General features: G+C 72.6%; 12 protein-coding genes. 3 read left to right on the forward strand and 9 right to left on the reverse strand.

Features of this window, described 5'->3' with window-relative positions; all coding sequences use genetic code 11:
* Positions 1–25: 25 nt before the first annotated feature.
* The 6 genes from BLW86_RS08240 to BLW86_RS08265 all read right to left on the reverse strand — a co-directional run bounded on the left by BLW86_RS08240 (position 26) and on the right by BLW86_RS08265 (position 6594).
* Positions 26–826, reverse strand: a complete 801-nt coding sequence (locus BLW86_RS08240; RefSeq protein WP_093873404.1) for a fumarylacetoacetate hydrolase family protein — start codon at positions 824–826, stop codon at positions 26–28.
* Entirely contained in the window at positions 766–2034 is a 1269-nt protein-coding gene (locus BLW86_RS08245; protein ID WP_177181604.1) for a DUF1015 family protein, read from the reverse strand. Before BLW86_RS08245 ends, BLW86_RS08240 begins: the two co-directional genes overlap by 61 nt.
* Complete coding sequence (locus tag BLW86_RS08250) at positions 2031–3293, reverse strand: ATP-grasp domain-containing protein (protein WP_093873405.1); 1263 nt, start codon at positions 3291–3293, stop codon at positions 2031–2033. Before BLW86_RS08250 ends, BLW86_RS08245 begins: the two co-directional genes overlap by 4 nt.
* Before the next feature lie 6 nt (positions 3294–3299).
* Positions 3300–4985: a thiamine pyrophosphate-binding protein gene (locus BLW86_RS08255; RefSeq protein WP_143060237.1), complete on the reverse strand. Its 1686-nt coding sequence runs from the start codon at positions 4983–4985 to the stop codon at positions 3300–3302.
* Positions 4982–6226: a threonine synthase gene (locus BLW86_RS08260; protein WP_093873407.1), complete on the reverse strand. Its 1245-nt coding sequence runs from the start codon at positions 6224–6226 to the stop codon at positions 4982–4984. Before BLW86_RS08260 ends, BLW86_RS08255 begins: the two co-directional genes overlap by 4 nt.
* 176 nt (positions 6227–6402) lie before the next feature.
* On the reverse strand, positions 6403–6594 hold the full coding sequence (locus BLW86_RS08265; protein ID WP_093873408.1) for a hypothetical protein: 192 nt from the start codon (positions 6592–6594) through the stop codon (positions 6403–6405).
* A gap of 267 nt (positions 6595–6861) precedes the next feature.
* Here BLW86_RS08265 and BLW86_RS08270 point away from each other — a divergent pair, with 267 nt between their 5' ends.
* Positions 6862–7947, forward strand: a complete 1086-nt coding sequence (locus tag BLW86_RS08270; protein ID WP_093873409.1) for a helix-turn-helix domain-containing protein — start codon at positions 6862–6864, stop codon at positions 7945–7947.
* A gap of 22 nt (positions 7948–7969) precedes the next feature.
* Here BLW86_RS08270 and BLW86_RS08275 read toward each other — a convergent pair whose 3' ends face one another.
* The 3 genes from BLW86_RS08275 to BLW86_RS08285 form a co-directional block, all read right to left on the reverse strand.
* Positions 7970–8668, reverse strand: a complete 699-nt coding sequence (locus tag BLW86_RS08275) for a DUF1345 domain-containing protein (protein WP_093873410.1) — start codon at positions 8666–8668, stop codon at positions 7970–7972.
* Positions 8669–8780: 112 nt separating this feature from the next.
* Positions 8781–10124 carry a diacylglycerol/lipid kinase family protein gene (locus tag BLW86_RS08280; RefSeq protein WP_093873411.1) on the reverse strand — a complete coding sequence of 448 codons (1344 nt, stop codon included), beginning with the start codon at positions 10122–10124 and terminating at the stop codon, positions 8781–8783.
* Between the two features lie 234 nt (positions 10125–10358).
* The gene (locus tag BLW86_RS08285; RefSeq protein WP_093873412.1) at positions 10359–11099 is read right to left on the reverse strand and encodes a class I SAM-dependent methyltransferase; all 741 of its coding nucleotides are present in this window, start codon (positions 11097–11099) and stop codon (positions 10359–10361) included.
* Positions 11100–11365: 266 nt separating this feature from the next.
* On the opposite strand from BLW86_RS08285, the gene BLW86_RS08290 reads away from it, so the two are divergent.
* Positions 11366–13222, forward strand: a complete 1857-nt coding sequence (locus BLW86_RS08290) for a sigma-70 family RNA polymerase sigma factor (protein ID WP_093873413.1) — start codon at positions 11366–11368, stop codon at positions 13220–13222.
* A gap of 187 nt (positions 13223–13409) precedes the next feature.
* Complete coding sequence (locus BLW86_RS08295) at positions 13410–15365, forward strand: APC family permease (RefSeq protein ID WP_093873414.1); 1956 nt, start codon at positions 13410–13412, stop codon at positions 15363–15365.
* Positions 15366–15485: the final 120 nt, after the last annotated feature.

Genomic DNA, 15485 nt, shown 5'->3' on the forward strand with positions numbered 1-15485 from the left:
TCCGTTCTTGTGGTCGGCCGGTCGGTCAGCGGATCGCGACCACGCGGTTGGCCAGCCTGCCGACGGATTCGATCTCCACCTCGATCTCGTCGCCGACGCTCAGGCCGCCGGCCCCGACCGGGGTTCCCGTCAGGAGCACGTCGCCGGGGTTCAGCGTCATGGCGGCGGAGACCCGCTCGATCAGTCCGGCGATCTCCAGGAGCATCTGGGAGGTGCGTCCGTGCTGGACGACCACGCCGTTGCGCCGGGCGGTGATGCCCAGGTCGGCGACGTCGATGCCGGTCACGATCCACGGGCCGAGGGGGCAGGAGGTGTCGAAGCCCTTGGCCCGGGTCCACTGGCCGTCGCTGCGCTGGGCGTCACGGGCCGTCACGTCGTTGGCGCAGGTGTACCCGAGCACGTACTCCTGCGCGCGTCCGTGCGGCACACGGCTGCAGGTGCGGCCGATGACCACGGCGAGCTCGGCCTCGAAGCCGATCTCGTCGGAGAACGCGGGCTGCACGATCGGCTCGCCGTGGGCGAGCAGCGAGGTACTGGGCTTGAGGAAGAGCGGGGAGTCCCCGGGTCCGTCGACCGTGCCCGCGTAGTTGCGGCCGATGCCCACGGCTTTGGCGGAGGCGGGGACGGGCGAGAGCAGTGTCGCGGACCGGGCGGGGATCCGGGGGCCGTCCGGCTGCCGGAGCGGTGCCGCCGATCCGTCGAAGGGGTTCCGCTCCAGGAGTACGTACTCGATGCCGTCCGGGCCGCCGGGATCCGTCGGCGCGGCTACGACGGCCGCGTAGTGCTCGGTGCCGTCGTGATGGACTCGGACTCGCGCCAGTCGCATACCTGTTCCTCGGGATGGTGGGAGGTGGAGTCGGGGTGGTGCCGGTGGACCACCAGACCGCTCCACGGCTTGGGGGTGAGCGAGGTCGTCTTGCGGGGCATGAGCAGGCCCCGGGCGGCCCGTTCGCGTACCGCCGAGAAGGCGACGGGCGGCAGGATCAGGGCGGTGCCGGACGTGGTCGCGGCCCGTGCGAGGGCCCGGTCCCGGCGGGTTTCGAACTCCACTCCCCGGCCGTCCGGCCGCACCCGCGCGATCAGCTGTTCGGCGAGCCGGTAGGCCGCCAGCGGGTCGCGGACGCGGTCCGGCAGCAGGCCGCGTACGTCGACGGCGTGCTCAGGTCGGGAAGGGAGCGCGGACGGTTCCCCGGCGGCCGCGAGCAGTTCGGCCGCCGGCACGCCGGTCAGCACCCGGTGGATGGCCGACGACGTGAGCGGGTGGCGGCCGACGTCGACCACCATGGCGAGCAGGGTCCGACCGGGGCCCGTGGGGTCGGTCCGGTACTGCTCCTCGGCGGCGGCCCAGCGGTGGTGTCCGTCGGCGATGCAGAGCGACCGGGCCGCCAGGTAGGCGTCCAGCACGCCCAGTCGTACGGGGTCGCCGACCCGCCACAGCCGGATGCGGCACCCTTCCGCCCGTGTCTCGACGAGCGGCGGGCCCGCCGCCACCCGGTCCAGACAGGCCGCGCCGGCCTCGATGGAAGGGGCGGCGGGGCCCGCGTCGGAGCCGTCGAAGCAGAGCAGTACCGGTTCGAGGTCCGCGCCCGCGGCCCTGCGGCGGCGGGCCTGGGCCCGCACCCGGTGGGGGTCGACCTCTTCGTGCGGGCGGACCTCGGCGGAGCCGGGATGCGCCAGGTCGAGCACGCCGATCAGGCCTCGCTGCACGCGCGCGTCGCCGGTGCCGGTGCGCTGTTCGACGACGTACAGGCTCGGGCTCGCGTCCTGGCGGAGCACCCCTCGGGCGGTCCACGCGCGCAGCAGCCGCGCGGTGCCGTCGGGGCGTACGCCGGGGCCCTGTCCTGGGAGGAGGTCGGGTCGGACCAGTCGCAGGAAGGCGTGGGGGTGGGCGGCGAGAGCGGCGGCGCGGTCGGGGGTGACGCCGTCGCCCGGCGGGCTGAGGAGTCCGTGCGGGGGGCCGCCGGCCGCCGGACCGTACCGCAGGGCGCGGAACGGTCGCAGCGGCGCGGCGGTGGACCGTGTGCCCGTTCTCACTGCTGGGGCGCCACGTCGATCCGCAGCATGTCGCGCAGTTCGGCGAAGCGGGCGTCGAGGTCGGCCGGGTCGTCCACGGTGAAGACGACGTGGCCGTGCGCCTGCCAGATGTGCGGGGGCACCTGGACGGCGTCGCCGACGTTCTTGTAGAGCTCGACCTCGACCACGCCCTCGGCGGCACGGACCTCCTCGACTCCGCCGATCGAGGTGATCACGCCGGCCCGCTCGGCGAAGAACATGAAGAAGCCGGTCGGGCGGACCGGGCCCGGGACGGCCAGGTTCGGGGTGCGGCCGAGCGACACGTCGAGCACCGCGTCGACCATGTCCACTCCGGTGCTGGTGAGCACCGAGCGGTAGATGGGGCCGCCGCCGAGCCGGGCGGCGGTCTCCAGGATGACCGGCTCGCCGTCGGCGGTGATGCGGAACTCGGTGTGCGTGGCGCCGGTGTGGATGTCCAGGGCGTCGTGCGCGTTGGCCGTCAGTTCCCTGATGCGGGCCTGGAGTTCGGGGGCGAGCCGGGTGGGGGTGCAGTAGAAGACCTCCTCGAAGAAGGGGCCCTCCATCGGCAGCGGCTTGTCGTGGATCGCGACGACGTGGGTGACGCCGTCCCGCACGATGGACTCGACGCTGATCTCGTCGCCCTGGATGTAGCCCTCCAGGAGCAGCGCGGCGCCGTACTTCTCGCGGTCGGCGCGGTACAGCGGGTCGTAGTCGAAGCCGTCCCAGGATCCGGAGCGGATCAGCTCGAAGTGCTCGTCGAGCTCGGTCTCGCCGTCGACCCGGCGGACGTACATGCTGCCGCCGCCGATGAGCGGCTTCATGACCAGCGGGTAGCCGATGTCGGCGGCCAGCTTGCGGGCCTCGTCGAGGGTGTGGGCGAGTCCGAAGCCGGGGCCGGGGACGTCGCCGTGGCGGGCGAACTCGGTGCGCATCTCGAACTTGTTGCGGGCGATGTGCGCGGTCTTCTCGGAGATGAACGGGACGCCGAGGGCGGCGGCGACGGCGGCCGCCGCGGGCACGCTGTGCTCGACGAAGGCGACGACCGCGTCGATCTTCTCGGTCTCGGAGGCGGCGAGCTCGCGGGCGGCGGCGACGGTGTCCTCGATGCTGCTGGTGTCGGCGGCGACGACCCGGTCGACGAACTCGGGCTCCCAGGTGGGGTTCTTGACGATGAGGAGCAGGCGCTCCCCGTGCAGGCGGGCCCGGGCGAAGTGGCGCTTGCGGCTGGCGTTGCTGGTGTGAAGGATCAGGACGCTCATGTCGGTTCAGTTCCTCTTGAGGGTGAGCAGGAAGTCGGGTGCCGTCTCGGTGGCGGGGACGACGCACTCGACGAGCGTGGGACGGACCTGGCCGTCGGCCGGGGCGAAGATGTCGTCCCAGGTGCTCTTGAGGGCGTCGGTGTCGGTGACGCGGTGCGAGCGCCACCCGAAGGAGGCGGCGACCGACTGCCAGTCGACGGAGGTGAACGAGGAGCTCACCGGGTCGCCGCCGAGCAGGTCGGTGGCGTGCCGGTCGATGAGGCCGAGGCGTTCGTTGTTCAGCAGGAAGTAGACGAGCGGCAGGCCGAGCCGGGCCGCGGTCTCCATCTCGTGCATGGCCATGGACAGTCCGCCGTCGCCGCCGAGGGCGACGACCCGGGCGCCGGGGCGGGCGACGGAGGCGCCGATGGCGGCGGGCAGGGCGTAGCCGAGGCTGCCGGTGCCGCGCGGGGTGAGCAGTCTGCGGGTGCCGCCGCGCAGCCGGACGGCGGCGCCGGCCCAGCCGCTGGAGACGCTGGCGTCGGCGACGAGGATGCCGTCCTCGGGCAGCGCGTCGGTGAGCATCCGGCACAGGGTGTCGCTCAGGCCGGTGTCCCAGCGCGGCTCCGTGCGGTGGACGGCCGGTCCCGTGTAGTGGAAGCCGTCCAGTTCCCGCAGCAGCGCCTCGCAGAAGGCGCGGACGTCGGACTGCACGACGATGCCGCCGCGGGCTCCGCGGACCAGCTCGGCCGCGTCGTCGCTGACGTTGACCAGGGTCTGGTGGGGTTCGGGCCAGCTGTAGCCGTCGGAGGACTTGTCGCCGAGCTTGCTGCCGAGCACGATCACGCAATCGGCCTCGTGCACGTAGCGGTTGGCGGCTTCGAGTCCCTTGGCGCCGGTGACGCCGAGCGAGCGGACGTCGTCCTCGTCGACCGCGCCCTTGCCGTTGAGCGTGGTGGCCACGGGCAGTCCGGTCTCCCGGGACAGGGCGCGCAGCGCGTCGACGGCGCCGGAGAGGTGGACGCCTCCGCCGGCGACCACGACGGTCCGGCGGGCGTCCCGGACGGCGTCGGCGACCGCGGTGACCCGGGCGGGGTCGGGGTGGGCCCGTACCTGCGGGTAGGCGCAGCCCCAGGAGGCGGGCGCCGGGCCGGGACCGTCGTCGACGGGCCGGTCCAGGCTGTCGGCGGGGAATTCCAGGAGTACGGGTCCGGTGCGCGGGGTCGCGGCCGAGGACAGCGCCCCGGCCACCTCCTCGCGGGTGCGCTCGGCGCCGGCCAGCCGGACGGTCTTCTTGGTCACGGGGCCGAACAGCGCCTGCTGGTCGACCTCGCCGGTGGCCCAGCGGTCCTCCTTGCGCCGCGCCATGCCGCTGGCCAGGAAGACCAGCGGGGTGGAGCTGTTGCGGGCCTCCAGGAGGGCGGGGGTCGTCCACGGGGACCCGATGCCGCCGGGCGCGTCGCACACGCCGACCCGGCCCGAGATCCGGGCGTACGCCTCGGCCATGTAGCCGGCGCAGCGCGGGCAGCGGGCCAGCACGTGGTCGACTTCGGGCCGCTGCTGGAGGGCGACGTAGAGCGGGAGCGAGGTCTCGCCGGGGAAGCCGAAGACGTGCCGGACGCCGGCGCGGGCGAGCTCGTCGACGGCGGCTTCGGCGACGGTCGGCGCCGTCGGGGCGGGGGCGGGGGTCACGGGGGTGGAGGGCCGGCTCACAGGTCCGCCTCGGCGATCTCGAAGTCGATGACCTGCGACGGGGACGGGCGGTGCGGGCGCACTCCGCCGGTCAGGTTGACCAGGACGTTGGCGTCCCAGGGCACCCGGCCGTCGGCGACGGCCGCGATCAGTCCGGCGAAGGCGGTGGCCGCCGCGTGGCACACCTCGATGCCCTCGACGGTGCGCAGCAGGTCCTTGGCGCGCTCGATCTCCTCGGTCGTCACAGCCCGGATGTCGCCGCCCGACTGGCGTGCCACGTCGCGGATGTAGGGGTAGCTGGGGGTGGGGTTGCCGCGCAGGATGGCGTACGCCGGTCCCTTGGGATTCCTGACGATGTGCCGGTCCTGGATGGTCTCGGAGTCCTCGGCGTACGCGTGGGCCATGGGCGCGCAGCTGGCCTGCTGCACGGCGACGAAGCGGGGCATCCCGGAGAGCCGGCCGAGCCTGAGGTACTCGAGGGCGCCCTTGTACGCGCCGAGCAGGCCCATGCCGCTGCTGACCGCCTGGAAGACGTAGTCCGGGGTGGCCGGCATGGCGTCGAACGCCTCCAGGTAGGCCAGCTTGAGGCCCTCGCGCCGGGAGAGGCTGAAGAAGCCGCCCTCGGAGAAGAGGCCGTTCTCCTCGGCGTAGCGCTGGGCGGCGTTGCCCGCGGTGGCGAACTCGCCGTCGATGGCGTACGTCCTGACCCGGGGGTGGTCGCCGTAGTTGAGGCGGTGCACGAACGCCCGGCCGGCGAAGATGTGGGCCTCGAAGCCGGGCACGACCTGGACGGCACGGCCGTACGCGGTCGAGCTGTTGCCCGTCGAGGCGAGTGCGAGCTTCCTGATTCCGAGCTCCGCGAACCGGGAAATGCCCATGGAGGCGATACGGTCCTTGGTCGAGCGGGTCGGATTGAAGGACTCGTCCTTCAGGAAGAGACCGGGAAGGCCTATCTCTGCACCGAGTTTGTGTGCCTGGATGCAGGGCGAGTTTCCGTCGCCCAGCCACACGACGTTCTTCGGGTCCCGCACCGGAATGAGCGGGAAATAGCGCAGGAGCGGATTGGGAGAATCCTCCCACTCGGCCTGTGCGGCGTAATCGAGGTCGTAGATGGCGTCCATGGCCCCGGAGCACTCGGGGCAACGGTTGAGCGTCGGGTCGTCGCTCTCCTTCCCGCAGCGAATGCAGCAGTGGTGGATGACCTTCTCGCTCGATCCACGCGCGTAACTGTCGATAAGTTCCGCGTACTTGACGAACGGCATGACGGACCCCTTGGGCGTCGATGGAGTACTGGGGGCGGGCCGGCCTGCGGCCTGGTGACGGATGTCTGCGCCGGCTGCCCGAAGTGGCAAGCGGCAGAGGGCCGATGGGGCGATCGCGCGGACCCCGGGCGGTTACGGCATGCCGTCCGGAAGGCCCGTTCGCGCGATGCCGGAACTCAGTGCCAGATGATGTCGGGCTGCGGCTGGACCGCGGTCCGGATCGTGCCCGCGAGCGTCACGGACGACCGTACGGCGGCCGTCGAACGGGTCGGGAAATCTTCCTGGGCGGCTTGGGCGATCATCACGGAAACCGCTGCGAAAAAACCGAGGACAACAAGGGATCGCGTGAATGTTTCCACGAACTGCACGTCATTCTCCTGAGGTGCCCCTGCCAGGTCACGGCAGGACGCTCGATGTTCTGCCGGGGTGCGGCGGAAGTAATCCTGCGGCCGCGAGTAGGCTGCGCACCAGATACCACCGGTGTCATCAAGTTGCAGGCAGGAACCTCCCACCCGGACAGGAACGCACAAGTGGGCGAGAACCGGACAGAACGCATTGACCACGAAGTGGTGGAGCGTATTCCTGCCGATAAACCGGAAGGATTCATTCCAGTAATCCCTCAACACCCTGTTGAAATGCGTCAGGCGGGCTCCCTGTCCGATACCCTTCCCGAGCTCACCGAGATCCACCAGCTGCTTTACGAGCGGGTCCTGCGCAACGGCCAGGCACACGTCGCGGCGCTCACGGCGGAGACCGGCCTGGACGGGCCCGAGGTCACCGCCGGCGTGAGCGACCTGCTCCGGATGCACCTGCTCCGGCTCTCCCCGCAGGACGGCGCGCTGATGCCCAGCAGCCCCGAGGTGGCCGCGGCCCATCTGACCGGCCCCATCGAGGCACAGGTGCAGCTCCACCGGCGGTCCATCGAGCAGATCCGCTCCCATCTGCTCACCCTCAACCCCACCTACATCGAGGCCCGGCACCTCGACCGGGGCGGCACCTCGGTCGACGTGCTCACCGGACTTCCTGCCGTCCAGGCCGAGTTGGGCCGGCTCACCTCCGGCTGCCGCACCGAGGTGTTCGCCGCCCACCCGGTGCTGCCGCCCCCCGAAGCACTGGACGAGGGCCTCCAGCGGACCCTGGACGTCATCGGGCGAGGCGTACGCATCCGCACCCTCTACCCGCACGCGGTCCTCGCCCACCCGTACATCCAGGCGCACTTCGCGAAGATGACGGACCACGGCTCGCGACTGCGCACCAGCGACCAGGTCGCCGAGCGCATCATCATCTTCGACCGCGAGGTCGCCGTCCTGCCGGACCGCGTCCGGCCCTCCGGCGACGTGGGCGCGGTGGTCGTGCGCGAGCCCGCCGTGGTCGACTACCTCTACCGCTCGCTCGACAGCCTGTGGAGCACCGCCACCCCGTTCTGCGCGGCACCCAACGGCTTCGGCTACGGCCAGGCCAACGGCGACCTGCGCCGTGCCATCGTCGAACTCCTCGCGCTCGGCCACAAGGACGAGGGCGTGGCCCGCCGCCTGAGCATGTCCGTGCGGGCCTGCCGCCGCCACATCGCCGCGATCATGGAGTCGCTCGGCGCCGAGAGCCGCTTCCAGGCCGGCTACCAGGCGGCCGTCCGGGGCCTGCTCGGCCCGTCCGGCGCGGCCGGACCGGACCGGGTGCGTCCGCGGGAGGAGCCCGTGGGCGGTCCTTCGGGCGCCGCGTGATCCGGCGGGCCCGGCGAGACCGTCAGAGGCTGTCCAGGGCGGAGACCAGGCTGGCCACCGTGACGGTGTTGAAGACGAACGCGATGCACGAGTTCGCCGTCACGGTCCGGCGCATCTCCCGGGACGTCACGGTGACGTCGGTCGTGCCGAAGGTCGTCATGACCGAGAAGGCGAAGTAGACGTAGTCGGCCCAGGCGGGGCTCTCCTCGCCGGGGAACTCCAGCGCCCCCTGCCCCTCCACGAGGTTGTCGGCCTGGAAGGCGACCGCGAAGGAGACGGCCACGCACACCCAGGCGAGGGCCACCATGACGAGCGCCACCGACGCCCGGGCGGCCGGTTCGAACGAGGAGCCGATGTGCCCGGGACGCCACACCACGGCCACCACGAGCGCCGCGGCCGAGATGAGGAGCGACACCCCCGGGCCGGGCGCCGTGCCGTACACGTACCGCTGGAGCACCGTGCCCCGCGACTCGCGGTCGGCCCAGACGCGGACCCGGTCCGGAGACGCGGTGGAGAAGGCGACCACCGTGAGCACGAGGTACGGGAAGAGGTAGGCGAGCAGCAGCAGGACGCAGACGTCCGCCCCGGAGAGCTCCGCCCTGAGGCTGTCGAGACCGAGGAGGAACGCCGCCGCGGCCGCGGCGACGGACGCGCTCACCGCCCCCCGGCGGCGTTCGGAGAGCCACCGGTTCCGGCGGCGCGGGGAGGGCGGCTCGGGCACGGTCGGACTCCTCGGGGTGCGGGGGCTCGGCTGGGGCGGGGCTCGGCGCCCCGTCACGGCGACGCTTCGACGGGCCGCCCCGTCACGGCGACGCTTCGGGCAGGCCGCCCCGTCACGGCGACGCTTCGGCCGGCCGCTCCGCGCGGCCGAACGCGAGGTCCAGGACCCGGCGCCACCTCACGGGCGGCGCCGGCGCGGGGACGCCCGGGCGGTCGCGCGGCACGAGGACCCGCAGGGCGCCGGGCCGCAGCGTGCAGACGACCGGGGTGGGCATCCGCAGCGCCTCGCCGTCGACCGCCACGGCGATCTCCTCCGTATCGGAGGCCACCTCGACGCGGTGTGCGGTCAGGACGCTCAACGCCGTGGACTGCGAGCCCCGGACGGCCAGGTCGGCGGCCTGCGCCGCGTCCGCGACCTTGATCCCGAGCACCCCCAGCTCGCCGTCGTCGAGGCTGGGCCGGCGGCCGCCGCCGCTGACCTCGTCGGGCGAGACGTACGGGTTGTTGCTGACGAGGAGGGCCTGCTGGGACGAGAGCACCGTGTCGTCGACGCGTGCGTCGAGCCGTCGCACGCCCTCGCCGAGCAGCAGGTCCGGCATGAGGGAGAGGGCCGTGCCCGCCTTGTCGTCGCGGTACTCCGGGTGCTGGACGACATCGGCGTACACCCCGAAGGACACCGTGTTCACGAAGGCCCGCCCGGCGACGTCGCCGAGGTCGATCCGGAGCTCCTCGCCGTCGGTCAGCGCGTCGAGGCAGCGGGACGGATCGGAGCGGTCGAGGCCCAGGTCCATGGCGAAGTGGTTGCGGGTGCCCGCCGAGACCACGAGGAACGGCAGGTCGTGCTCGGCGGCGACCGCCGCGACCAGGGCCTGCGTGCCGTCGCCGCCCGCGACGCCGAGCAGGTCCGCGCCCTCGGCCACGGCCTCGCGGGCCAGTTCGGCGACGTCGGCCGGGGCGGACGGATCGAGCAGGACGACCCGCGCGCCGAGCGCCTCCGCCCGCTCCACCAGATGGAAGCGGCCGACCTTCCCTCCCCCGGACTTCGGATTCATGATCAGGACCGGTCGCTTCGGCGGGAGCGCCGGGACCGCCCGCATCGACCGCTTCGGACGCGATCTGCGCAGCGCCGCCCGCGCGCAGGCCAGGGCCGCGCCCCAGCACAGGCACAGGATCAGCGCCGTCAGCCACAGGCCGTCGTACGTGAAGAGGACCAGGACGCCGACGGGCGCGGCGATCGCGAGGAGCGCCCCGAGGAGGCGCACGGCGCCGCGGCGCGACACGAACCACCAAACGCCGACGGCGCAGAGGGCGAGGCCGAGGAGCCCGGCCCCGACCACCTTGAGGCCGCCGTCCCCGATCGCGAGCAGGAGCACGACCAGCGAACCGACGGCCGCGAGCAGGGCCAGGCGCGCCAGCAGCCGCGCGGCCGGCCTTCCTGCGGGTCCTGACCCTCCCATGCCGTCCTCTCCCCTGCCGTGCTCGACCGCGGGACCGGGCGATCGCGAGACCGGGCGATCGCGAGGTCTCGTGTCCGGTCCGGGGCACCAGCCTGCCCGTTCCCGGTCCCGGGGGCATCCGGGCGCGGGCCGTTCGAGCTCCTCGGGGCCGTCCCGGGCCGGCGGCACGAGTCGGGCGGACGGACGGCCGACGGCACCGGGACCCGCTGCGGGGAGCGGGTCCCGGACCGGTCGTCAGGCGCGGCAGCGCAGGAGCTCGAAGGGCGGGTTCGCGAGGCAGTCCGCCCAGAAGTCCGCGCCGAACTCACGGACGCCGGCCTCGGAGATCTCCAGCGGGACCCAGGTCAGCTCGCTGAAACCGGCCGCCCGCAGAGACCCCTCGTACACCTCGCGGCGCGGGCAGGCGCCGACGAACGAGATCGGCGGGTCGAGCAGCGCCGTGATCCGGACGCGCGGCCCGGTCTCGATCTCCTCGCCGGTCGCCTCGCAGAGGAAGCCGTACTTGGCGAGGGACGGCCCGTCGAAGCGGTAGTCGGGCTTCTGCGCGAGCACGAAGAACTCACCCCCGGGCTCCAGGCTCCGGTGCACATGGCGGCACATCCGCTCCATGGCGGCGATGTCCGGCGCGTAGTTGAGCAGCTGGACCCCCAGCGCGATGTCGAAGCGCCGGTCGAGGTCGCGCAGCTCGGACACGTCGCCCACCTCGTAGCGCACGCCCAGCGGGTCGCTCTCCTCGAAGGCCCGGGCGGCGTCGACCATCGCGCCGGAGATGTCGACGCCGAGCACCTCGGAGGCGCCTCGCCGCTTGAACTCCCTGCTGTAGAAGCCGGTGCCGGAGGCGAGGTCGAGGACCGACCTGCCCCGTACGTCACCGACCAGGCCCAGGAAGCTGGGCACCTCCCCGTACCGCGCCAACGGCAGGGACTTGAATCCCTCGAACGCCTCACCGATCTCGTCGTACAGCTGCACGCTCATCGCGCTGTCCTCCCCAGTGCTTGGTCACGTCCCTGGTGATCAGTCATGCCTCGGCAGTCTTGCCGGACCACGACGGCGGCCCGTACTGGCAGATCCCACGAAGTCCCGGACATCGCGCTGGCCTCCCCTACGGGAGCGCGCACGGTCCCGGGGGCCGTCGAGGATTCCGGAAGTCGTCCGCCGATTCCTGTTATCGGGCCGCCTCCCCGCGATCTCCCAGATGTTGGCCGTCGACGACAGCGGGAACAGGCAGGGTGATTCGGAGCATGGGCGCACAGCACGGTACGGAACTGGTCAGGGCGGCACAGAGCGGAGACCCGCGGGCGCAGGACCGGCTCATCGCCCTCCACCTGCCCCTGGTCTACAACATCGTGGGCCGGGCGATGAACGGTCACCACGACGTCGACGACGTCGTGCAGGAGACGATGCTGCGGGCGCTCGCCGGCCTCGGCGACCTGCGGTCCCCGGACAGCTTCAGGTCCTGGCTGGTCGCCATCACCATGAACGGCGTCCGCAGCCACTGGCACCGGCAGCAGCAGGCCGGCTTGCCCACGGACGGCCTCGACGACGCCCGTGAGCTCGCGCAGCCGGGTGCCGATTTCGTGGAGCTGGCCGTGGTCCGGCTGAACCTTTCCGGCCAGCGGCGCGAGACCGCCGAGGCGACCCGCTGGATGGAGCCGGACGACCGGGACCTGCTGTCCCTGTGGTGGCTGGAATGTGCCGGAGAGCTGAGCCGCCACGAGGTGGCCGCCGCGCTCGGGCTGTCCCCGCAGCACACCGCGGTGCGGGTCCAGCGGATGAAGGAACGCCTGGAGACCGCGCGGGTCGTCGTACGGGCCCTGTCGCAGAAACCGCCGTGCGCGACGCTGCGGTACGAGATCGACACCTGGGACGGCCGGCCGTCGGCCCTCTGGCGCAAGCGCATCGCCCGGCACGCCCGCGCGTGCGCGTACTGCGCCGGGCTGTGGAACGGGCTCGTACCGGCGGAGGGGCTGCTCGCCGGGCTGCTCCTGGTGCCCCCGGCCGCGATGCTCCTCGCGGGCGTCCGCGAGCGGGCGGGCTTCGAGACCGCCGCCGCGACCTTCCCGTCGGCCGACCCGTTCGCCGGCCCGGCTTCGGGCCCGTTCGCCGCTCCGGGCTCGGGTCCGCTCGCCGCTCCGGATCCCGGTCCGCTTGCCTCGCCGGACGCCGGTCCGCTCGCCGCACCGGACGCCGGTCCACTCGCGTCGCCGTCGCACGGTTCCGGGGCCGGGACGGGAACCGGGGCCGGGCCCGGGCCCCGTGGAGGAGTCGCGGGGCGCGGCCCCCGGAGCAGCCGCGCCGCCCGTCGCCGGCGTCGGCAGCAGCGGGGCCGCAGGCGCGCCGTCATCGCGGCGGGCATAGCCGTGGTGGCGGTCACCGGCGGCGCCTTCACCCTGACCACCGGCCCCGAGGAGGGCCCGGAGACCAGGGACACGACCCTCGCCGCTACGACCGACGCCGGCCTGCCCACCCCCCAGGAGTCGACCGCCGCCCCGGCGACCGCCTCCCCCTCGGCCACCTCTTCGCCGTCGGCCTCGAAGACCCCCCGTACGAGCCCGAGGCCCTCGCGCCCCACGCCGACCGCCTCCCGGACCTCGCCGTCGGCGCCGCCCCGGCCGACGCGTACGACCGCGCCCGCGACCACCTCCGCGCCCCGCCCCACCGGCACGCCCACGACATCCGGCTCCGGCTCGGGTTCCGGTTCCGGTTCCGGTTCCGGTTCCGGTTCCACCGAGGAGCAGGTGATCGAGCTGGTCAACGCGGAACGCGCCAAGGCGGGCTGCGGACCGCTGACCGAGCACCCCCTGCTCACCAAGGCGGCCCAGGGGCATTCCGACGACATGGCCGCGCGGAACTTCTTCGACCACACCAACCCCGACGGGGACGGTCCCGGCGAGCGCATCACCGCGGCCGGATACGCCTGGTCGTCGTACGGCGAGAACATCGCGAAGGGCCAGACCACCGCGGCACAGGTGATGGACTCCTGGATGAACAGCCCCGGCCACCGGGCGAACATCCTGAACTGCGGCTTCAAGGAGATCGGCATCGGCCTCCACACCTCCGGCGGGCCCTACTGGACGCAGGCCTTCGGCAGTCGCTGAGGCCGGTGAGGGGCCCGATGTGACGAGGACGACGTCCGGGAGGGGGATCTTGACGGTTCCCTGACGCGTGACCCCGGATTCGGGTCCCGTGAGCTGCTTAGGCTTGCCCGGCCGTCCATCGGATGGCCGAAAGTCGACAGCCGGGTCGACGCCATGTCGACACCCGCCAACACCCCAGGGACACCCGATGGCCACCACGAAGGACGCCCGCACCGGACGATTGCGCGCGTGGATGCTGGAGGGCCTCTCCGACATGGGGAAGGGCAGGCCCTCCCGGCCCGTGGAGGCGGCGCCGGACGCCGGGCACAAGGGGCAGCGCTGGTGGCGGGTGATGTGCCTGACCGGTGTCGACTACTTCTCGACCCTCGGCTACCAGCCGGGCATCGCGGCCCTGGCGGCCGGGCTGCTCTCCCCCGTGGCCACGATCGTGCTCGTCGTCGTCACGCTGGCGGGCGCCCTGCCGGTCTACCGCCGCGTGGCCGAGGAGAGCCCGCACGGCGAGGGCTCGATCGCGATGCTCGCGCGCCTGCTGTCCTTCTGGAAGGGCAAGCTCTTCGTCCTCACCCTTCTCGGCTTCGCCGCGACGGACTTCCTCATCACCATCACCCTGTCGGCCGCCGACGCCTCCACCCACCTGGTGGAGAACCCCCACCTCGAATCGGCGCTGCACGACAAGCAGGTGCTGATCACCCTGATCCTCGTCGCGCTGCTCGGCGCGGTGTTCCTCAAGGGCTTCCTGGAGGCCATCGGCGTCGCCGTCGCCCTCGTCGGCGTCTATCTCGCGCTCAACGCGGTCGTCGTCATCACCGGCCTGTGGCACGTCCTCACCGAGGGTCACGTCGTCACCGACTGGACCTCCGCCCTGACCGCCGAGCACGGCAACCTCTTCGCCATGGTCGGCGTGGCCCTGCTCGTCTTCCCCAAGCTCGCGCTCGGCCTGTCCGGCTTCGAGACCGGTGTGGCGGTCATGCCGCACGTCCAGGGCGATCCGGACGACACCGAGGACCGTCCGGCCGGCCGCATCCGGGGGACGAAGAAGCTGCTCACCACGGCCGCGCTGATCATGAGCGTCTTCCTCATCGCCACCAGCTTCATCACCACCGTCCTCATCCCGCAGAAGGAGTTCGAGTCCGGCGGCCAGGCCAACGGCCGCGCCCTCGCCTACCTCGCCCACGAGTACCTGGGCAGCGCCTTCGGCACGGTCTACGACGTCTCCACGATCGCGATCCTCTGGTTCGCCGGTGCCTCGGCCATGGCCGGACTGCTCAACCTGATGCCCCGCTACCTGCCCAAGTACGGCATGGCCCCGCACTGGGCCCGCGCCGTGCGCCCCATGGTCATCGTCTTCACCCTGGTCGCCTTCCTGGTGACGTGGATCTTCGACGCCGACGTCGACGCCCAGGGCGGTGCGTACGCCACCGGTGTCCTCGTCCTGATCTGCTCGGCCGCCATCGCGGTGACCATCGCGGCCCGCAAGGCCGGGCAGAAGGGCTGGACGATCGGCTTCGGCGTGATCTCGGTGGTCTTCCTCTACACCACCGTGGTCAACGTGATCGAGCGTCCCGACGGCGTGAAGATCGGCGCCTGCTTCATCGCCGGCATCATCCTCATCTCGCTCCTCTCCCGGCTCGGCCGCGCCTTCGAGCTGCGCGTCACCCATGTCGAGCTCGACGAGACGGCCGAGCGCTTCATCCAGGACATCTCCCGCCGCGCCCCGCGCTTCATCGCCAACGAACCGGACAACCGGGACGTCGCCGAGTACCGCGACAAGATCGAGCAGATCCGCGCGGACAACGACCTGCCGACCACCGAGGACTTCGTCTTCGTCGAGGTGACCGTCACCGACCCCTCCGAGTTCGAGGCGGGCCTGACCGTACGCGGCGAGGTCATGCACGAGCGCTACCGCGTCCTCACCGTCGAGTCCTCCTCCGTCCCCAACGCGCTGGCCGCCCTCCTCCTCCACGCCCGCGACCTGACCGGCGTCCGCCCCCACATCTACTTCGAGTGGACCGAGGGCAACCCCTTCGCCAACTTCTTCCGCTTCTTCCTCCTCGGCCGGGGCGAGGTCGCCCCCACCACCCGTGAGGTGCTGCGCGAGGCGGAGCACGACCGGGACCGGCGCCCCCGCGTCCACGTCGGCTGAGCCGGGGCCGGCCGGGGCGCGGGCCGCTCCGGGACCTCACACGCGGTCGGGCCGGTCCGTGCGGCGGGTGTAACCCCCGGTGCTCCTGAGGTGTGACGGACCGAAATTCGATCTTCCTAC

Source organism: Streptomyces sp. TLI_105, from assembly GCF_900105415.1.
Taxonomy (GTDB): Bacteria; Actinomycetota; Actinomycetes; order Streptomycetales; family Streptomycetaceae; genus Streptomyces.